This window comes from Roseateles oligotrophus (assembly GCF_025717515.1).
In the GTDB taxonomy this organism is placed as follows: Bacteria; Pseudomonadota; Gammaproteobacteria; order Burkholderiales; family Burkholderiaceae_C; genus Paucibacter_A; species Paucibacter_A oligotrophus.
The window spans coordinates 559,022-578,108 of record NZ_JAJIRN010000003.1 but is presented as its reverse complement, the minus strand read 5'-3'; the positions used below and the strand labels follow the sequence as shown (position 1 = coordinate 578,108).

The 19,087-nt window shown below is 57.9% G+C and carries 16 protein-coding genes; 1 reads left to right on the top strand and 15 read right to left on the bottom strand.

The window, feature by feature from the left end; all coding sequences use genetic code 11:
- Nucleotides 1-11: 11 nt before the first annotated feature.
- The 13 genes from rplP to rpsL form a co-directional block, all read right to left on the bottom strand.
- The gene (gene rplP, locus LNV07_RS08760) at nucleotides 12-428 is read right to left on the bottom strand and encodes a 50S ribosomal protein L16 (protein WP_263535986.1); all 417 of its coding nucleotides are present in this window, start codon (nucleotides 426-428) and stop codon (nucleotides 12-14) included.
- 2 nt (nucleotides 429-430) lie between these two features.
- Nucleotides 431-1,303, bottom strand: coding sequence for a 30S ribosomal protein S3 (gene rpsC / locus LNV07_RS08755; protein WP_263570783.1), 873 nt, complete (start codon nucleotides 1,301-1,303; stop codon nucleotides 431-433).
- A 16-nt stretch (nucleotides 1,304-1,319) separates the two neighbouring features.
- Nucleotides 1,320-1,649, bottom strand: coding sequence for a 50S ribosomal protein L22 (gene rplV, locus LNV07_RS08750; RefSeq protein ID WP_263535988.1), 330 nt, complete (start codon nucleotides 1,647-1,649; stop codon nucleotides 1,320-1,322).
- Nucleotides 1,650-1,660: 11 nt separating this feature from the next.
- Nucleotides 1,661-1,939 (bottom strand): 30S ribosomal protein S19, encoded by a 279-nt coding sequence (gene rpsS / locus LNV07_RS08745; protein ID WP_263535989.1) that lies wholly within the window; start codon nucleotides 1,937-1,939, stop codon nucleotides 1,661-1,663.
- A 10-nt stretch (nucleotides 1,940-1,949) separates the two neighbouring features.
- Complete coding sequence (gene rplB, locus LNV07_RS08740; RefSeq protein ID WP_263535990.1) at nucleotides 1,950-2,774, bottom strand: 50S ribosomal protein L2; 825 nt, start codon at nucleotides 2,772-2,774, stop codon at nucleotides 1,950-1,952.
- Nucleotides 2,774-3,088, bottom strand: a complete 315-nt coding sequence (gene rplW / locus LNV07_RS08735) for a 50S ribosomal protein L23 (protein WP_263558994.1) — start codon at nucleotides 3,086-3,088, stop codon at nucleotides 2,774-2,776. The genes rplB and rplW overlap by 1 nt, the downstream gene beginning before the upstream one ends.
- Nucleotides 3,085-3,705 (bottom strand): 50S ribosomal protein L4, encoded by a 621-nt coding sequence (rplD, locus tag LNV07_RS08730; protein WP_263535992.1) that lies wholly within the window; start codon nucleotides 3,703-3,705, stop codon nucleotides 3,085-3,087. Before rplD ends, rplW begins: the two co-directional genes overlap by 4 nt.
- Nucleotides 3,705-4,376, bottom strand: coding sequence for a 50S ribosomal protein L3 (gene rplC, locus LNV07_RS08725; protein WP_263558996.1), 672 nt, complete (start codon nucleotides 4,374-4,376; stop codon nucleotides 3,705-3,707). The genes rplD and rplC overlap by 1 nt, the downstream gene beginning before the upstream one ends.
- Nucleotides 4,377-4,649: 273 nt before the next feature.
- Nucleotides 4,650-4,961, bottom strand: a complete 312-nt coding sequence (gene rpsJ, locus LNV07_RS08720; RefSeq protein ID WP_058721902.1) for a 30S ribosomal protein S10 — start codon at nucleotides 4,959-4,961, stop codon at nucleotides 4,650-4,652.
- A gap of 97 nt (nucleotides 4,962-5,058) precedes the next feature.
- Nucleotides 5,059-6,249, bottom strand: coding sequence for an elongation factor Tu (gene tuf / locus LNV07_RS08715; RefSeq protein ID WP_263570773.1), 1,191 nt, complete (start codon nucleotides 6,247-6,249; stop codon nucleotides 5,059-5,061).
- A gap of 157 nt (nucleotides 6,250-6,406) precedes the next feature.
- Nucleotides 6,407-8,509 carry an elongation factor G gene (fusA, locus tag LNV07_RS08710; RefSeq protein WP_263570782.1) on the bottom strand — a complete coding sequence of 701 codons (2,103 nt, stop codon included), beginning with the start codon at nucleotides 8,507-8,509 and terminating at the stop codon, nucleotides 6,407-6,409.
- Nucleotides 8,510-8,579: 70 nt separating this feature from the next.
- The gene (rpsG, locus tag LNV07_RS08705) at nucleotides 8,580-9,050 is read right to left on the bottom strand and encodes a 30S ribosomal protein S7 (protein ID WP_263535996.1); all 471 of its coding nucleotides are present in this window, start codon (nucleotides 9,048-9,050) and stop codon (nucleotides 8,580-8,582) included.
- A 163-nt stretch (nucleotides 9,051-9,213) separates the two neighbouring features.
- Nucleotides 9,214-9,591, bottom strand: coding sequence for a 30S ribosomal protein S12 (gene rpsL, locus LNV07_RS08700; RefSeq protein ID WP_058721899.1), 378 nt, complete (start codon nucleotides 9,589-9,591; stop codon nucleotides 9,214-9,216).
- A 358-nt stretch (nucleotides 9,592-9,949) separates the two neighbouring features.
- Between rpsL and LNV07_RS08695 the strand changes: the two genes are divergently transcribed.
- Nucleotides 9,950-10,402, top strand: coding sequence for a PIN domain-containing protein (locus LNV07_RS08695; RefSeq protein ID WP_263570781.1), 453 nt, complete (start codon nucleotides 9,950-9,952; stop codon nucleotides 10,400-10,402).
- Nucleotides 10,403-10,456: 54 nt separating this feature from the next.
- Here the strand turns inward: LNV07_RS08695 and rpoC are convergent, their stop codons facing one another.
- Both rpoC and rpoB read right to left on the bottom strand, forming a co-directional pair.
- A complete protein-coding gene (gene rpoC, locus LNV07_RS08690; protein ID WP_263570780.1) occupies nucleotides 10,457-14,689 on the bottom strand; it encodes a DNA-directed RNA polymerase subunit beta' in 4,233 nt (1,410 codons plus the stop codon).
- Between the two features lie 94 nt (nucleotides 14,690-14,783).
- Nucleotides 14,784-18,902 (bottom strand): DNA-directed RNA polymerase subunit beta, encoded by a 4,119-nt coding sequence (rpoB, locus tag LNV07_RS08685; RefSeq protein WP_263570779.1) that lies wholly within the window; start codon nucleotides 18,900-18,902, stop codon nucleotides 14,784-14,786.
- Between the last annotated feature and the right edge of the window lie 185 nt (nucleotides 18,903-19,087).

The following is a 19,087-nucleotide window of genomic DNA, read 5'->3' as shown; positions in this document are numbered from 1 at the left end:
TGTTCTCCGCTTCAGGTGCCGACCTGGCGAGTCACGAAGGTGCAACGCAGTGGCAGCTTTGCAGCAGCCAACGTGAACGCTTCGCGAGCCAAGGCTTCTGGCACACCGTTGATCTCGTAGAGCACCTTGCCTGGCTGAATCTCAGCGACGTAGTACTCTGGATTGCCCTTGCCGTTACCCATCCGGACTTCAGCAGGCTTCTGGGAGATCGGCTTGTCTGGGAAGATGCGGATGAAGATGCGACCACCGCGCTTGATATGGCGCGAGATTGCACGACGTGCAGCTTCAATTTGACGAGCCGTCAGACGGCCGCGTTCGGTAGCCTTCAGGCCGAAGTCACCGAAAGACACGGCGGCGCCGCGGGTTGCAACACCAGTGTTACGACCCTTTTGCTCCTTGCGGTATTTGCGACGAGCTGGTTGCAGCATTGTTATTCTCCTTTGGCCTCGCCACCCACGGGCGCGACCTTGCGGACCACGCGCTTGGCAGCGGGCTGGGCTGCGTCACCTGCTGCGGCCGGCTTGTCGCCGCCCTCACCAGGAGCGCCACTCGAACGTGGACCGCCACGGCTGTCACCAGGACGGCCACGGCCGGCTGGAGCGCCTGGGCGAGCATTGCGACGTGGGCGACGATCATCGTCACCCGCCTCGCTCTTGATCACCGGCGCATCGCCATTGGCCAAACGGTCACCACGGTAAACCCAGACCTTCACGCCAATAATGCCGTAAGTGGTGCTGGCTTCCGAGAAGCCGTAGTCAATGTCAGCCTTCAGCGTATGAAGAGGCACGCGGCCTTCGCGATACCACTCGCAACGAGCGATTTCGATACCGTTCAAACGGCCCGAAGACATGATCTTGATGCCCTGGGCGCCAAGACGCATCGCATTCTGCATCGCACGCTTCATGGCGCGGCGGAACATGATGCGCTTTTCCAGCTGCTGGGTGATCGAGTCAGCGATCAGTTGAGCATCGATTTCAGGCTTGCGCACTTCTTCGATGTTCACTGCCACTGGCACGCCCAGACGCTTGGTCAGCTCGGCCTTCAGGTGTTCGATGTCCTCGCCCTTTTTGCCGATCACCACACCCGGACGAGCCGAGTAAATAGTGATGCGTGCATTCTTGGCTGGACGCTCAATCAGAATGCGCGAAACCGCAGCATTCTTCAGCTTCGCCTTCAGGTATTCGCGAACTTGCAGATCTTCGGCCAACATGGTGGCGAAGTTCTTGTTCGACGCATACCAGCGCGACGCCCAGTTACGAGTGACAGGCAGGCGAAAACCGGTCGGATGTATTTTCTGTCCCATAGTCTTCCTTCAGCCTTCAGTTGCCGACCGACACGAAGATGTGGCAAGTAGGCTTGCTGATGCGGTTGCCACGGCCTTTGGCCCGGGCAGAAAAACGCTTCAGCGTAGCACCTTGCTCCACATAGATCGTGGTGACTTTAAGCTCATCAATATCGGCGCCGTCGTTATGCTCGGCGTTGGCGATCGCAGATTCGAGCGCCTTCTTGATGATGCCAGCGGCCTTTTTCTGGGTGAATTCCAGGATGTTGAGAGCCTGGTCCACCTTCTTGCCGCGGATGAGGTCCGCCACGAGCCTGCCCTTATAGGCAGACAAGCGGACTCCGCGAACGATTGCACGGGTTTCCATCGTCTCAGTCCTTATTTCTTCCCGGCCTTCTTGTCGGCCGGATGGCCTTTGAAGGTGCGGGTCAGCGCGAATTCGCCCAGTTTGTGGCCGACCATTTGGTCAGAAACATAAACCGGCACGTGTTGCTTGCCGTTGTGCACAGCGATCGTCAACCCGATGAATTCGGGCAAGATCGTCGAGCGACGCGACCAAGTCTTGATAGGCTTTTTGTCCTTGATGGCAACCGCTTTCTCGACCTTAGCCAAGAGGTGGTGATCAATGAACGGGCCCTTCTTCAGTGAACGAGTCATGGCCTACCCTTTACTTCTTGCGACGCGAAACGATGAACGTCTGCGTGCGCTTGTTGCTACGAGTGCGGAAGCCCTTCGTGAGGGTATTCCACGGCGACACAGGCGCCTGGCCTTCACCGGTACGACCTTCACCACCACCGTGCGGGTGATCCACCGGGTTCATCGCTGTACCGCGAACGGTTGGGCGAATACCCTTCCAACGGATCGCACCGGCCTTGCCGTACTGGCGCAGTTGGTGTTCTTCGTTGCTGACTTCGCCAATGGTTGCGCGGCAGTCGATATGGATCTTGCGGACCTCACCGGAGCGCAAGCGCAGCTGAGCGTAAACGCCTTCGCGCGCCATCAGCACCACAGACACGCCAGCGGAACGCGCAATTTGCGCACCCTTGCCAGGTTGCATCTCGACGCAGTGAATGGTCGAACCCACCGGGATGTTGCGGATTGGCAATGTGTTACCGGCCTTGATGGGAGCCTCGGCTCCGCTCAAAACGGTAGAACCCACTTCCAAGCCACGCGGTGCAATGATGTAGCTGCGCAAGCCGTCGGCATAGCACACCAAAGCGATGTGAGCCGTGCGGTTTGGGTCGTATTCAATGCGCTCAACCTTGGCCGGAATACCGTCCTTGTTGCGCTTGAAGTCAACCAGCCGATAGTGCTGCTTGTGACCACCGCCCCGATGGCGAACCGTGATGTGACCGTTGTTATTACGGCCGGAATTTTGCTTTTGTGGCTCAAGCAACGATGCTTCGGGCGCGCCCTTGTGCAGATGCTTGTGCACCACCTTCACGACGGCACGGCGGCCAGGTGAAGTAGGTTTGACTTTAACGACAGCCATTACGCAGCCTCCCCGGTGAAGTTGAGCTCTTGGCCCGCCTTCAGCGAAACATAAGCCTTCTTGATGTGGTCACGGCGACCGATCGAGCGGCCAAATTTCTTGACCTTGCCCTTCACGTTCACCACGTTCACCGCCTCAACCTCGACCTTGAACATCAGTTCAACAGCGGCCTTGATTTCTGGCTTGGTGGCGTCACGCATCACCTTGAACAAGACTTGATTGTGCTTTTCAGCAACCGCCGTGGCCTTTTCGGACACGATGGGAGCGAGCAACACCTGGGCCAAACGGCCTTCAGAATACTTTACGGCGCTCATGCCAGCATCTCCGTCAGTTGTTCCATTGCAGCCTTAGTCACCAGGACCTTCTTGTAGAAAACCAGTGACAGCGGATCGGCGTAGCGTGGCTCGCAAACCAGCACATTGGCCAGGTTGCGCGAGGCCAACAGCAAGTTATCGTCCACTTGGTCAGCAATGACCATCACAGATTCGAGGCCCATGGCCTTGAACTTAGCGGCCAACAGCTTGGTCTTCGGGGCTTCGAGAGTGATCGAATCCACCACAGCCAGGCGACCTTCACGAGCCAACTGCGAGAGGATCGCAGCCATACCGGCGCGATACATCTTCTTGTTGAGCTTGTGTGTGAAGTTCTCGTCGGGCATGTTCGGGAAAATCCGACCGCCTCCGCGCCACAAAGGCGAGGAAGTCATACCAGCACGAGCGCGGCCAGTTCCCTTTTGACGGAAAGGCTTCTTCGTCGAGTGCTTAACTTGTTCGCGATCCTTCTGGGCGCGGGTACCTTGGCGGGCGTTGGCCTGGAAGGCCACGACCACCTGGTGAACCAGGGCTTCGTTGTAGTCGCGAGCAAACAGCGTGTCAGGAGCGTCCACCTTGGCGGTGGCCTGACCTTGTTCATTCAGGAGCTCGAGCTGCATCAGATGGCTCCCTTCTTGAGCTTGACCTTGACGGCAGGGCGAACGACAACGTGGCCGTTCTTGGAGCCCGGCACAGCACCACGGACCAGCAGCAGTTGACGAGCTTCGTCAATGCGCACGATGTCGAGGTTTTGTGTTGTCACGGACTCATCACCCATGTGACCGCACATCTTCTTGCCTGGGAAAACCCGGCCAGGATCCTGAGCCATCGAAATGGAGCCAGGAACATTGTGCGACCGACTGTTACCGTGCGAAGCACGCTGCGAGTGGAAGTTGTGACGCTTGATGGTACCGGCGAAGCCTTTACCGATCGAAGTTCCTTGAACGTCAACCAACTGACCAATTGCAAACAAGGAGATCGGCACTTGCACGCCAGCCTTGTATTCAGCTGCAACATCAGCAGTAACGCGGAATTCGCTCATGACTTCACCAGCCTCAACACCTGCCTTGGCGAGGTGTCCGGCTTCCGGCTTGGTGACGCGCGATGCTTTGCGCGTACCGAACGCCACCTGAATGGCGGTGTAGCCGTCGGTCTCTACGGTCTTGATCTGGGTCACGCGGTTGTTGGACACATCCAGCACCGTCACAGGAACGGCGTCGCCGTCGTCTGTGAAGATGCGCATCATGCCCACCTTGCGGCCCAGCAATCCGAGACGATTGCTTAGACTCATGTTTTTCTCCAGCCCCTCAGGTTTACCCTGGAAGCCATTTACATACACCCGACATCGATTGGCCGGGCTGACCAGTGCAACACTTGAGTGGCTTAACCCTTGCGGGCTAAGCCTGTGCTGCGCCAAATTCCGCGCAGGAAATTCCTACGCGGAAAAGCTGGCGAGTATAGCGTGAAAGTTGCGACTAGCGCAAGTGCCACCTATCTCGCCAACAAAAAAGGGCCGCCTTAACGGCTGCCCCGGCCATCAATCCACCGAAGTGGATGGATGTTTTTACTGCAACTTGATCTCGACGTCGACGCCGGCAGGCAGGTCAAGCTTCATCAAAGCATCAACTGTCTTGTCGGTAGGATCAACGATGTCCATCAGACGCTGGTGCGTACGGATCTCGAATTGGTCGCGCGATGTCTTGTTGACGTGCGGCGAACGCAGGATGTCGAAGCGCTGCATGCGTGTCGGCAAAGGCACTGGACCCTTGACGATCGCGCCGGTGCGCTTGGCGGTTTCAACGATTTCAGCTGCCGATTGATCGATCAACTTGTAGTCAAACGCCTTCAGGCGGATGCGGATCTTTTGCTTTTGCATGACGATTCCTTCAAAGAGCGAGCGGCGAGGAGCCGCGAAGTTGGTGAAGCCCTGCCGGCAGCAAGAAACTGCAAGCGGGGCTGGTCACGCAAAAGTCTTAAGCGATGATCGTAGCAACCACGCCCGAACCAACGGTACGGCCACCTTCGCGAATCGCGAAGCGCAGACCTGTTTCCATCGCGATCGGAGCGATCAGCTTGATCGTCATGCCGACGTTGTCGCCAGGCATAACCATTTCCTTGTCCTTCGGCAATTCAACAGCACCGGTCACGTCAGTCGTACGGAAGTAGAACTGTGGACGATAGTTGTTGAAGAACGGCGTGTGGCGGCCGCCCTCTTCCTTAGACAAGACATACACCTCAGCCGTGAAGTGGGTGTGTGGCTTGATCGAACCTGGCTTGCTCAGCACTTGGCCGCGCTCGACGTCTTCACGCTTGGTGCCGCGCAGCAAGATGCCGACGTTGTCACCGGCTTGACCTTGGTCCAGCAGCTTGCGGAACATTTCCACGCCGGTCACGGTTGTCTTTTGGACATCACGGATACCAACGATTTCAATTTCTTCGCCGACCTTGACGATACCGCGCTCGATACGGCCGGTCACCACGGTGCCGCGACCCGAGATCGAGAACACGTCTTCAACCGGCAGCAAGAAGGCGCCGTCCATGGCACGCTCAGGCTGAGGGATGTAGCTGTCCAGTGCATCGGCCAGCGCGAAAATCGCCTGCTCGCCCAATGGACCCTTGTCGCCTTCCAGCGCCAGCTTGGCCGAACCTTTGATGATCGGTGTGTCATCGCCAGGGAAGTCATACTTGGACAAGAGCTCGCGCACTTCCATTTCGACCAGCTCCAGCAACTCGGCGTCGTCCACCATGTCGCACTTGTTCAGGAAGACGATGATGTACTTCACACCAACCTGACGAGCCAGCAAGATGTGCTCGCGAGTCTGTGGCATCGGACCGTCAGCGGCCGAGCAAACCAGAATCGCGCCGTCCATCTGAGCCGCGCCGGTGATCATGTTCTTCACATAGTCGGCGTGGCCTGGGCAGTCCACGTGTGCGTAGTGACGGCCAGCCGTCTCATACTCAACGTGAGCCGTGTTGATCGTGATACCACGGGCCTTCTCTTCCGGTGCCGCATCGATCTGGTCATAGGCCTTCGCCTCGCCGCCGAATTTAGCTGCCAGCACGGTTGCGATAGCCGCCGTCAGCGTGGTCTTGCCATGGTCAACGTGACCGATCGTGCCCACATTGACGTGTGGCTTGGTACGTTCAAATTTGCTTTTTGCCATTTGTATTCTCCGAAAAGAGCATCTTGCCAATCTACTGGTTTAGCGTTTCCGTAGCACCCTGATTCCCCGGCGATTGGCAACCGGGGAGGCGTCTGCGAAGACGGATTCAATTCACAAAAAGCAGGCCCACCCAAGAGGCAGGCCCACCGAATGTTTTTTACTTGCCGCGAGCGGTGATGATCGCCTCGGCCACGTTCTTAGGAGCTTCGCTGTAATGCTTGAACTCCATCGTGTACGTAGCGCGACCCTGGGTCGCGGAACGCAGCGTGGTCGAGTAGCCGAACATTTCCGACAATGGAACTTCGGCCTTGATGACCTTGCCGCCACCGACCATATCATCCATACCTTGAACCATACCGCGGCGGCTGGACAGATCGCCCATCACGTTACCGGCATAGTCTTCGGGAGTCTCGACTTCCACAGCCATCATTGGCTCCAGAATCACCGGCGAAGCGCGGCGGCAGCCTTCCTTGAAACCAAGGGAAGCAGCCATCTTGAACGCGTTTTCGTTCGAGTCAACTTCGTGGTAGGAGCCGAAGGTCAATGTAACCTTCACATCCACAACCGGAAAGCCGGCCAAAACGCCGTTAGGCAGCGACTCAAGCACACCCTTCTCAACCGCAGGGATGAATTCACGTGGAACCACACCGCCCTTGATCGCGTCGACAAACTCAAAGCCCTTGCCTGGCTCTTGCGGCTCGACGGTCAGAACCACGTGGCCGTACTGACCCTTACCACCCGACTGGCGAACGAACTTGCCATCCACATCGGAAACCGACTTGCGGATGGTTTCGCGATAGGCCACTTGCGGCTTGCCGACGTTGGCCTCAACGCCAAATTCGCGCTTCATGCGGTCGACAATAATTTCCAGGTGCAACTCACCCATCCCGGAAATGATGGTCTGACCCGACTCTTCATCGGTACGCAGGCGGAACGAAGGATCTTCCTTGGCCAAACGGCCGAGCGCGATACCCATCTTTTCCTGGTCAGCCTTGGTCTTAGGCTCAACGGCTTGCGAAATCACCGGCTCAGGGAACACCATCTTTTCCAAGGTGATGATCGAGTCCGGATCGCACAGTGTTTCGCCAGTGGTCACGTCCTTCAAGCCCACGCATGCTGCGATGTCGCCGGCCAGAATTTCCGAGATTTCCTCACGCTGGTTGGCGTGCATCTGCAAGATACGACCGATACGCTCTTTCTTGCTGCGGATCGGGTTGTAGACCGAGTCACCCGACTTCAAGACGCCCGAGTACACACGAACGAAGGTCAATTGGCCGACGTACGGGTCGGTCATCAACTTGAATGCCAATGCCGAGAACTTGGCGGAATCCGAGGCCTCACGAGTCGCCGGCTTGTCGTCTTCATCAGTACCCGGAACAGGCGGCACGTCGAGTGGCGAAGGCATGAAGTCAATCACACCGTCCAGCATGCGCTGCACGCCCTTGTTCTTGAACGCGGTGCCGCAGAACATTGGCTGAATTTCGGCAGCCAAGGTGCGCGTACGGATACCTTGCATGACTTCAGCATCGCTGAGTTCACCGGTTTCCAGGTACTTGTTCATCATGTCTTCGTTCGACTCGGCGGCGGCTTCAACCAGGTTGTCGCGCCACTTTTGAGCTTCTTCCAGCAGTTCAGCAGGAATTTCACGGTAGTCGAACTTCATGCCCTGAGACGCTTCGTCCCAGTAGATGGCCTTCATCACGGTCAAGTCGATGACGCCCTGGAAGTTGTCTTCAGCACCAATCGGCAGCACCACGGGTACTGGATTAGCCTTCAAACGCGCCTTCATCTGGTCGTAGACCTTGTAGAAGTTGGCGCCAGTACGGTCCATCTTGTTGACAAAGGCAAGGCGCGGGACCTTGTATTTGTTAGCCTGCCGCCAAACGGTCTCGGACTGCGGCTGCACGCCACCGACCGCACAATAGACCATGCAGGCGCCGTCAAGCACGCGCATTGAACGCTCAACTTCAATCGTAAAGTCAACGTGCCCAGGGGTGTCAATAATGTTGATGCGGTGCTCGGCGCGCGATGCGTCCATGCCCTTCCAGAAACAAGTCGTGGCAGCCGACGTAATCGTGATGCCACGCTCTTGCTCTTGCTCCATCCAGTCCATGGTGGCAGCGCCATCATGGACTTCACCGATCTTGTGGTTCACACCGGTGTAGTAAAGGATCCGCTCTGTCGTCGTTGTCTTGCCGGCGTCGATGTGCGCCGAGATACCGATATTGCGGTAGCGCTCGATAGGGGTCTTGCGTGCCATGATGTCACTCCAAAAAGGCAGGAGCCGCCAGCGGGTTAGTATTAACCCGAGGCGGCCGGAACTTGGTAGTTTAGAAGCGGAAGTGCGAGAACGCCTTGTTGGCTTCTGCCATGCGGTGAACTTCGTCACGCTTTTTCATGGCGCCGCCGCGGCCTTCAGCGGCCTCGAGCAACTCGTTAGCCAAACGCTGGAACATCGACTTCTCACCGCGCTTGCGGGCCGACTCCTTCAACCAACGCATGGCCAAAGCCATCCGGCGGACGGGGCGAACTTCCACGGGAACTTGGTAGTTTGCACCGCCGACACGGCGTGACTTCACTTCAACCATTGGCTTGACGTTGTTCAGGGCGACCATGAACACTTCCAGCGGATCTTTGCCGGCCTTCTTTTCGATCTGCTCCAAAGCGCCATAAATGATGCGCTCTGCAACGGCCTTCTTGCCCGATTCCATGATCACGTTCATGAATTTGGACAGGTCAACATTACCGAATTTTGGATCGGGCAGGATTTCCCGCTTGGGTACTTCGCGACGACGTGGCATGGGATTCTTCCTCTTGCTTCAGTTGGTACGGGCATATGCCCTGCACCGTTGGATGGCCACCGACTTCTGGGGCATCCACTTACTCGATCTATTGCCACTCTTGAGAGCGACATGAGTCGAAAAAATCGAGCGCCAGCAAAATGCCGGGCCGATAGGGCTTGTATTACTTGTTCTTTGGACGCTTCGCGCCGTACTTGGAACGCGACTGCTTGCGGTCTTTCACGCCCTGCAAGTCGAGTGATCCGCGCACGATGTGGTAACGCACACCTGGCAAGTCCTTGACCCGACCGCCGCGCACCAGCACAACGCTGTGCTCTTGCAAGTTGTGGCCTTCACCGCCGATGTACGAGATAACCTCGAAACCGTTAGTCAGACGCACCTTGGCGACTTTACGCAAAGCCGAGTTAGGCTTCTTAGGAGTCGTGGTGTACACACGAGTGCACACGCCACGACGCTGGGGGCAACCCTGCATCGCTGGCGACTTGGATTTCGTGACCTCGGTCTCTCGACCGTGGCGCACGAGTTGATTGATTGTTGGCATAAGTAACTTGTTCCCGTTTGAAGTCACACGCTTCGGCTTAAAGGCACTCAGGATGAGTGCAAGCCCTGTGTAGCCCCTGAAAAACCAACAATCCCAAAGGAATCCGCTGATTTATCTTATTAGTGCGCCGCGCCATGCGGAGCACTTGAGGATGCTTCGGCCGCGCGAAATGCGCAGCAGGGCCCGCCGAAGAGCCTGTGATTGTAGTCCAGAACAGTCTTAAGATACAAGTACCGCATTCGCCGCATGTGAACCGGACCTCAGCGCCCCCAAGACTCCCTTTTGGCTGCCAAGGCCACTTTGAATAGAACTCATGCATTCAAGCAGTAACACACCCCAGCATGCTCCGGATGCTGCCATGCCGGCGGTCGTCATTGACACCCAGGTGATCATGGACTGGTTGGTCTTCAAAAACAAAAGCGTAATGCCCCTGATTGAATCTGTGCAAGCCGGAGCCCTAAGCTGGATTGGACTCACTGCCATGAAAGCGGAGTTGCTGCATGTGCTGGGCCGAGGTATTGCTTCAAGTTACGGACCCGATCTTGCATTGATCGATGAGGCGTTTGCGCGCTGGTGCCGCGTAATCGACCACGCCCCCCTACCCGCGATTCGACTGGTCTGCAGAGACAAAGATGATCAGATGTTCATCGACTTGGCCCTGTCCGAACGGGCCCAATACTTGATTTCGAAGGATCGGGCAGTTTTGGCCTTGGCGAAGCGAGCTCGGCGGGCGGGGCTTGCCATCCTGACGCCGGAAGCCTGGGTTAAGCAGCAGGCCTCCCCTGCCCCGCCATTGCCTCGATCAGAATAGAAAAAGGCCGCCCATCGGGCGGCCTTTTAGTTGGCGAACACAAAAGCTCAGTGTTTATTCAGCGCTGCCTTCGATGTCTGCATCAACATGAGCCATCTGAGCTGAAGCCAATTCCTCGGCCTCTTGCTGGGCAATGGCGCGGCGCTCGGTGTCATCCATCTTCTCCTTGGCAATCCGCGCGCGGTGGAAGGCCATGCCGGTACCCGCCGGGATCAGGCGTCCAACGATCACGTTTTCCTTCAAGCCGCGCAGCTCATCGCGCTTGCCCATGATGGCAGCCTCGGTCAGCACGCGGGTGGTTTCCTGGAAGGAAGCCGCCGAGATGAAGGAATCGGTCGACAAGGAAGCCTTGGTGATACCCATCAACACATCAACGTGGGTGGCAATGACCTTGCCTTCCTTGCGCAAACGGTCGTTGGTATCCAGCAGCTCCGAGCGTTCAACCTGCTCATTGATGATGTACTTCGAGTCGCCCGAGTTGGTAATTTGCACGCGACGCAGCATCTGGCGAACGATCACCTCGATGTGCTTGTCGTTGATCTTCACGCCCTGCAAGCGATACACGTCCTGGACTTCATCGACGATGTAGCGAGCCAGCTCTTCAATACCCAGCAAACGCAGAATGTCTTGTGGGTCGGCCGATCCGTCCACAATCAATTCGCCGCGGTTGACCACCTGGCCTTCGTGCACCAAGATGTTCTTTTCCTTGGGCACGAGTTCTTCGTGCTTCTTGCCATCCGGATCGGTAATCTCAAGGCGATTCTTGCCCTTGGTTTCCTTACCAAACGAGACCGTCCCGGTCATCTCGGCCAAGATACCCACATCCTTAGGTGAACGGGCTTCGAACAGCTCGGCAACCCGCGGCAAGCCGCCGGTAATGTCTCGCGTCTTCTGACCTTCCATGGGGATACGAGCCAGCACTTCGCCCGGAGCCAATTCTTGACCGTCGCGCACCTGAATCAGCGCACCGACGGGGAAGCCAATCGTCACCGAGTGATCGGTGCCAGGGATCTTGACTTCGTTGCCATTGGCGTCGAGCAGCTTGACCTGTGGACGGACCACCTTGGTGGCACCACGACGCTTGGCATCGATCACCACCAGCGTGGACAAACCGGTCACCTCGTCGACCTGCTTGGCCACCGTGACGCCCTCTTCCACATTCTCGAACTTCGCCTGGCCGGCGAACTCGGTAATGATCGGACGGGTCAGTGGATCCCAGTTGGCAAGAATAGTGCCGGCCTTGATGGCTTGATCGGCACGGATGCTCAACACGGCGCCGTAAGGCACCTTGTGGCGCTCGCGCTCACGGCCATGCGGATCGGCAATGATGATTTCGCCGGAACGCGAAATCACCACCAGATCGCCCTTGCCGTTGGTCACATAGCGCATCGTCGCATTGAAGCCGATCAGACCTTCGGACTTGGCATCAACGCTGGAAGCAACCGCCGCACGCGAGGCCGCACCACCGATGTGGAAGGTCCGCATGGTCAGCTGAGTACCCGGCTCACCGATCGACTGCGCCGCGATCACACCAACAGCTTCGCCGATATTGACCATGCCGCCACGACCCAAGTCGCGACCATAGCAATGGGCGCACAGACCGAAACGGGTCGCGCAGGTCAGCGGCGTGCGGACCTTGATTTCGTCAACGCCATGCGTTTCCAGCATGTCCAGCGTGTCTTCGTCCAGCATGCTGAGCGCTGGCAAGACAACCGCCTGAGTCTCGGGATGCAGCACGTCGATTGCCGTAACGCGGCCGAGCACACGGTCACGCAAGGACTCGATCACTTCACCGCCCTCAACCAGAGCGCGCATCGCCATACCGTTTTCGGTACCGCAATCTTCTTCGATCACCACCAGGTCTTGCGTCACGTCCACCAGACGGCGCGTCAGGTAGCCCGAGTTAGCTGTCTTCAAGGCCGTATCCGCCAGACCCTTACGAGCACCGTGGGTGGAAATGAAGTACTGCAGAACGTTCAGACCTTCGCGGAAGTTCGCGGTAATGGGCGTCTCAATGATAGAGCCGTCAGGCTTGGCCATCAGACCCCGCATACCGGAGAGCTGGCGAATCTGCGCGGCAGAGCCTCGAGCACCCGAGTCAGCCATCATGTAGATGGAGTTGAAGGACTCCTGATCCACTTGATTGCCATGACGGTCGGTCGTCTTCTGCTTGGACAGCTGGCTCATCATGACCTTGCCGACTTCGTCGCCGGTCTTGCCCCAGATGTCCACCACCTTGTTGTAGCGCTCACCAGAAGTCACCAGACCGGAGATGTATTGCTGCTCGATCTCCTTGACTTCCTTCTCGGCACGCTCGATCAGCACGGGCTTCTCGGGCGGCACCAACATGTCGTCAACAGCGATCGAAATACCTGCGCGCGTGGCCAGCTTGAAACCGGCTTGCAGCAGCTTGTCTGCCAAGACGACCGTTTCCTTCAGACCGCATTTGCGGAATGACATATTGATCAGCTTGGAGATTTCTTTCTTCTTCAGCGCCTTGTCGATGTTGGCGAAAGGCAAGCCCTTGGGCAAGATTTCGCTCAACAAAGCGCGGCCAACGGTCGTGCTCACCAGCTTGGTCTCAGGGATCCATTCGATCTCCTGGCCCTCGACCACGGCGCCCTTGGTGTACTGCACCATGCGCACATTGATACGGGCAGTGATTTCCACCGCGCCATTTTCCAGCGCGCGGATCAACTCGGAGATGTCCGAGAAGACCATGCCTTCGCCCTTGCCGTTGATGCGCTCGCGGGTCGCGTAATACAAGCCCAGCACCACGTCTTGCGAAGGCACGATCGACGGCTCGCCCGAAGCCGGGAACAGCACGTTGTTGGAGGCCAGCATCAGCGTGCGGGCTTCCATCTGCGCTTCGATCGACAGCGGCACGTGAACAGCCATCTGGTCACCGTCGAAGTCGGCGTTAAAGGCGGCGCAAACCAGCGGATGCAGCTGGATCGCCTTGCCTTCGATCAACACCGGCTCAAAGGCCTGAATGCCCAAACGGTGCAGCGTAGGCGCACGGTTCAGGAGCACCGGGTGCTCCTTGATGACTTCTTCCAAGATGTCCCAAACGACCGGTGAGCCGGATTCGACTTCCTTCTTGGCGGCCTTGATCGTGGTCGCGATGCCCATGGCTTCGAGACGGGAGAAGATGAAAGGCTTGAACAACTCAAGCGCCATCAACTTGGGCAAGCCGCACTGGTGCAGCTTCAGCGTTGGACCCACCACAATGACCGAACGGCCCGAGTAGTCGACGCGCTTACCCAGCAAGTTCTGACGGAAACGACCGCCCTTGCCCTTGATCATGTCGGCCAGCGACTTCAACGCGCGCTTGTTGGCGCCGGTCATGGCCTTGCCGCGACGACCGTTGTCCAGCAGCGAGTCAACCGCTTCCTGCAACATGCGCTTTTCGTTGCGCACAATGATCTCAGGCGCCTTCAACTCCAACAGACGCGCCAGGCGGTTGTTGCGGTTGATGACGCGGCGATACAAGTCGTTCAGGTCGGAGGTCGCAAAGCGGCCGCCGTCCAATGGCACAAGCGGACGCAGGTCCGGTGGCAACACGGGCAGCACTTCCAGCACCATCCAGTTTGGCTTGATGCCCGAACGCTTGAAGGCTTCCATCACCTTGAGGCGCTTGGAGTTCTTCTTGACCTTCAGCTCGGAGCCGGTCATGTCGTTGCGCAGGCGATCGATCTCTACGTCGAGATCCATGTCTTCCAGCAACTTCTTGACTCCTTCGGCGCCCATCAGCGCGACGAATTCGTCACCGAACTCGACCACCTTCGCGTCGTAGTCATCCTCGGTCATGATCGTGAATTTCTTCAACGGAGTCATGCCCGGGTCAACGACCACATAGGCTTCAAAGTACAACACACGCTCGATGTCGCGCAGCGTCATGTCCAGCACCAGGCCCAAGCGCGATGGCAGCGACTTCAGGAACCAGATATGGGCGCAAGGTGCGGCCAGGTCGATGTGACCCATGCGGTCGCGGCGAACCTTGGTCTGGGTGACTTCAACGCCGCATTTCTCGCAGATCACGCCGCGATGCTTCAGGCGCTTGTACTTGCCGCACAGGCATTCGTAGTCCTTGATAGGACCGAAGATCTTGGCGCAGAACAAGCCGTCGCGCTCGGGCTTGAAGGTGCGGTAGTTGATGGTCTCAGGCTTCTTCACCTCACCAAATGACCACGAACGAATCTTCTCGGGCGATGCGAGCCCGATCTTGATGGCGTCGAAGTGTTCATCCGGGGTGAACTGCTTGAACAGGTCCAGTAAGCCTTTCATGGCTTTCTCCTAATTTGTGGTTGAAAACGAACGTCTAGTCTTTGGGGACAGGGCTACTCGCGGGTACGCGAGGGCGGCCTGTCCCGCAATGGCTTCAGTTGCGTTCCAACTCAATATCGATACCGAGCGACCGGATTTCCTTGACCAGCACATTGAAGGACTCCGGCATGCCGGCTTCAATCGTGTGCTCGCCCTTGACGATGCTCTCGTAGACCTTGGTCCGGCCGTTCACGTCGTCGGACTTGACCGTCAGCATTTCCTGCAAGATGTAGGAGGCGCCATAAGCTTCCAGCGCCCACACTTCCATCTCACCGAAACGCTGACCACCGAACTGAGCCTTACCACCCAGCGGCTGCTGAGTGACCAAGCTGTACGGGCCGGTCGAACGGGCATGCATCTTGTCGTCCACCAAGTGGTGCAACTTCAGCACATGCATATAGCCCACGGTCGTCGGACGCTCGAAGGCTTCGCCGGTACGGCCATCAGACAAGAATGCCTGCGTGCGCGTAGCGGTCAAGCCCTTCTTGGCGGCGATGTCATCCGGATAAGCCAGCTTCAGCATCGCGCGGATTTCGTCTTCCTTGGCACCGTCGAACACCGGCGTCGCGAAGGGCACGCCGTTGGTCAGGTTATGCGCCATCTCGACGATTTCGGTGTCGTTCAGGTCGTCAAGGTGCTCCTTCTTGCCGGACTGGTTGTACAGCTCGTCGAAGAACTTGCGCAGCTCAGCCACGCGGGCCTCTTGCTGCAACATGTCGCCGATGCGCTGGCCAATACCCTTGCCGGCCCAGCCCAAGTGCACTTCAAGAACCTGACCCACGTTCATCCGCGAAGGCACGCCCAGCGGGTTCAACACGATGTCCACGGTGGTGCCGTCGGCCATATAAGGCATGTCTTCGATCGGAGCGATCTTGGACACCACACCCTTGTTACCGTGACGACCGGCCATCTTGTCACCCGGCTGCAAGCGACGCTTGACGGCCAGGTAGACCTTGACCATCTTCAGCACGCCGGCCGGCAACTCGTCGCCCTGAGTCAACTTCTTGCGCTTTTCTTCAAAGCCCAGGTCGAAGCTGTGACGGGTCTGCTCGAGCGAGTTCTTGATCGACTCCAACTGGTTGGCGACCTCGTCCTCGGCGGGACGAATATCGAACCAGTGGAATTTCTCGACGCTCTGCAGATAGGCCTTGTCGATGACGGTGCCCTTGGCGATCTTCTGCGGGCCGCCGTTGGCCACGCGGCCGGTCAGCAGCTTCTCGATACGGTCGAACGAGTCGGCCTCCACGATACGCAGCTGGTCGTTCAGATCCAGGCGGAAGCGCTTCAGCTCATCGTCGATGATCTGCTGTGCACGCTTGTCGCGCTGGATGCCTTCACGGGTGAAGACCTGCACGTCGATGACGGTGCCCGAGGTGCCTTGATCGACACGCAGGGACGTGTCCTTCACGTCGGAAGCCTTCTCGCCGAAGATCGCGCGCAGCAACTTCTCTTCAGGCGTCAGCGTGGTTTCGCCCTTGGGCGTGACCTTGCCGACTAGCACGTCGCCAGCGTTGACTTCGGCACCAACGTAGACGATGCCGGACTCATCCAAGCGACCAAGCTGCTGCTCGGACAAGTTCGGAATGTCGCGGGTGATTTCTTCGCTGCCCAGCTTGGTGTCACGCGCATTGACCACCAACTCTTCGATGTGAATCGAGGTGTAACGGTCTTCAGCGATCACACGCTCCGAGATCAGGATCGAATCCTCGAAGTTGTAGCCGTTCCATGGCATGAAGGCGACCAGCATGTTCTGGCCCAGCGCCAACTCACCGATGTCGGTGGAAGCACCGTCAGCAATGATGTCCTCAGAGGCCACCTTGTCACCACGGCGCACGATCGGGCGCTGATGGATATTGGTGTTCTGGTTGGAACGCTGATACTTAATCAGGTTGTAAATGTCGACGCCGACTTCACCGGCCACAGTTTCGTTGTCATTGACACGAATCACGATACGGTTGGTATCGACATAGTCGACGATACCGCCGCGGCGCGCCGCCACAACCGTGCCCGAGTCCTTGGCTGCGACGCGCTCGACACCGGTACCGACCATGGCCTTTTCGGGGCGCAAGATAGGCACGGCCTGACGCTGCATATTCGCACCCATCAAGGCGCGGTTTGCATCATCGTGCTCAAGGAATGGCACCAGCGAGGCCGCGACCGACACGATCTGCGTAGGCGCAACGTCCATGTACTGGATGCGCTCTGGGCTGGTCAACACCGACTCGCCGTTTTCACGCGCCGACACCAACTCATCCGTCAGCGAGCCTTCGCTGCTCAAGGTCGCGTTCGCCTGAGCGATCACGTACTTGCCTTCTTCGATGGCAGACAGATAGTCGATCTGGGTCGTCACCTTGCCGTCGACAACGCGACGATAAGGGGTCTCCAGGAAACCATACTCGTTCAGCTGCGCGTACAGAGCCAAGGAGTTGATCAGACCAATGTTCGGGCCTTCAGGCGTTTCAATGGGGCAGACACGACCGTAGTGAGTCGGGTGCACGTCACGGACTTCAAAGCCGGCTCGCTCACGCGTCAAACCACCAGGGCCCAGGGCGGAAACACGACGCTTGTGCGTGATTTCCGACAGCGGGTTGGTCTGATCCATGAACTGCGACAACTGCGACGCACCGAAGAACTCTTTCAACGCGGCCGAGATCGGCTTGGAGTTGATCAGATCATGCGGCATCAAGGCTTCGGTCTCGGCTTGGCCCAGACGTTCCTTGACAGCCTTCTCGATCCGCGCCAGACCCGAACGGTACTGGTTCTCGGCCAATTCGCCGACGCAACGCACGCGACGATTGCCCAAGTGGTCGATGTCATCGACTTCGCCACGGCCATTGCGCAGCTCGACCAAGATCTTGACGACGTCGAGGACGTCCTCATTCGACAGGGTCATCGCGCCTTCTGGCGTATCGCGGCCCGCACGGGCGTTGAACTTCATCCGGCCCACGCGCGACAGATCGTAGGTGTCCGGGTTGTAGAACAAGCGGTTGAACAGCGCTTCGACCGCGTCTTCCGTTGGCGGCTCGCCTGGGCGCATCATGCGATAGATCGCAACTCGCGCAGCCAGCTGATCAGCGGTTTCGTCGGCAGCCAGGGTCTGGCTGATGTAAGCGCCTTCGTCCAGCTCGTTCGTGAACAAGCACTGAACGTCCTTGATGCCGGCCTGACGCAGCTTCTTCAGCAAGGCGTCAGTCAACTCATCGTTGGCCTTGGCGATGATTTCGCCGGTGTCGCCATCGACCATATTCTTGGCCAACAAACGACCGACCAAGAAGTCCTCAGGCACGGTCACATGTTGAGTACCGGACTGCTCCATCTGGCGCGTATGACGTGCCGTGATGCGCTTGTCCTTTTCGACAATGACGGTGCCGCTCTTGTCGGTGATGTCGAATCGCGCAACCTCGCCCTTCAGACGGTCGGCTACAAACTCCATTTGTGCACCGGCGTCCATCAGACGGAAATTGTCGAAGACAAAGAAATGCGCCAGGATCTGCTCGGGGTTCAGGCCAATGGCCTTCAGCAGAATCGTGACGGGCATCTTGCGGCGACGGTCAACGCGGAAGAACAAGATGTCCTTGGCGTCGAATTCAAAGTCCAACCACGAACCGCGGTAAGGAATGATTCGCGCCGAGAACAGCAGCTTGCCGCTGGAATGTGTCTTGCCCTTGTCGTGCTCGAAGAACACGCCGGGTGAGCGATGCAACTGGGAGACGATGACACGCTCGGTGCCATTGACGATGAAGGAGCCGTAATCGGTCATGAGCGGAACTTCGCCCATATAGACCTCTTGCTCCTTGATCTCCTTGACGGTCTTCGCCTGGGGCGACTCACGGTCATAGATGATCATCTGCAGACGCGCACGAACGGCGGCCGCATAGGTCAAACCACGCTGCTGGCACTCGCGAGTGTCGAACGGCGGTTTGGCGATGTTGAATTCGAGGAATTTCATCTCCACGAAACCGTTGTGCGAAACAATCGGGAACGCGGAAAGGAAAGCTGCCTGCAGGCCCTCGGGCTTGCGTTTGGCAGGGGGCACATCCTTTTGCAGGAAGGCTACATAAGCCTCTTTCTGCATGGTGAGCAAATAAGGAACGTTGAGAACGCTCTCACGCTTGCCGAAGCTCTTGCGAATTCGCTTGCGCTCGGTAAAGCTATAGGGGGTTGCTTGCGCCATAAACACTCCGTGTCGAGAGCCCACCCCTGGCCGTGGGACGGGCTTCGTCGGCGACTGGCTTCTCGAACTCCATCCCGAACGGACGGCTCGACGCTTGGTGATTGGCCACTACCAACCGCTGGCGGACAACTTCGGCATTGCACCAAAGCCCGACCAAACCGGTTCTCTGCAGTCGGATCAGAGAA

Coding starts and splice junctions, on each gene's coding strand:
- rpsC (WP_263570783.1), bottom strand. CDS start 1,303: ATGGGACAGAAAATACATCCGACCGGTTTTCGCCTGCCTGTCACTCGT.
- rplB (WP_263535990.1), bottom strand. CDS start 2,774: ATGGCTGTCGTTAAAGTCAAACCTACTTCACCTGGCCGCCGTGCCGTC.
- LNV07_RS08695 (WP_263570781.1), top strand. CDS start 9,950: ATGCCGGCGGTCGTCATTGACACCCAGGTGATCATGGACTGGTTGGTC.
- rplC (WP_263558996.1), bottom strand. CDS start 4,376: ATGAGTCTAAGCAATCGTCTCGGATTGCTGGGCCGCAAGGTGGGCATG.
- rplW (WP_263558994.1), bottom strand. CDS start 3,088: ATGAGCGCCGTAAAGTATTCTGAAGGCCGTTTGGCCCAGGTGTTGCTC.
- tuf (WP_263570773.1), bottom strand. CDS start 6,249: ATGGCAAAAAGCAAATTTGAACGTACCAAGCCACACGTCAATGTGGGC.
- fusA (WP_263570782.1), bottom strand. CDS start 8,509: ATGGCACGCAAGACCCCTATCGAGCGCTACCGCAATATCGGTATCTCG.
- rplV (WP_263535988.1), bottom strand. CDS start 1,649: ATGGAAACCCGTGCAATCGTTCGCGGAGTCCGCTTGTCTGCCTATAAG.
- rpoC (WP_263570780.1), bottom strand. CDS start 14,689: ATGAAAGGCTTACTGGACCTGTTCAAGCAGTTCACCCCGGATGAACAC.
- rplP (WP_263535986.1), bottom strand. CDS start 428: ATGCTGCAACCAGCTCGTCGCAAATACCGCAAGGAGCAAAAGGGTCGT.
- rpsJ (WP_058721902.1), bottom strand. CDS start 4,961: ATGCAAAAGCAAAAGATCCGCATCCGCCTGAAGGCGTTTGACTACAAG.
- rpsL (WP_058721899.1), bottom strand. CDS start 9,591: ATGCCAACAATCAATCAACTCGTGCGCCACGGTCGAGAGACCGAGGTC.
- rpsG (WP_263535996.1), bottom strand. CDS start 9,050: ATGCCACGTCGTCGCGAAGTACCCAAGCGGGAAATCCTGCCCGATCCA.
- rpoB (WP_263570779.1), bottom strand. CDS start 18,902: ATGGCGCAAGCAACCCCCTATAGCTTTACCGAGCGCAAGCGAATTCGC.
- rpsS (WP_263535989.1), bottom strand. CDS start 1,939: ATGACTCGTTCACTGAAGAAGGGCCCGTTCATTGATCACCACCTCTTG.
- rplD (WP_263535992.1), bottom strand. CDS start 3,705: ATGCAGCTCGAGCTCCTGAATGAACAAGGTCAGGCCACCGCCAAGGTG.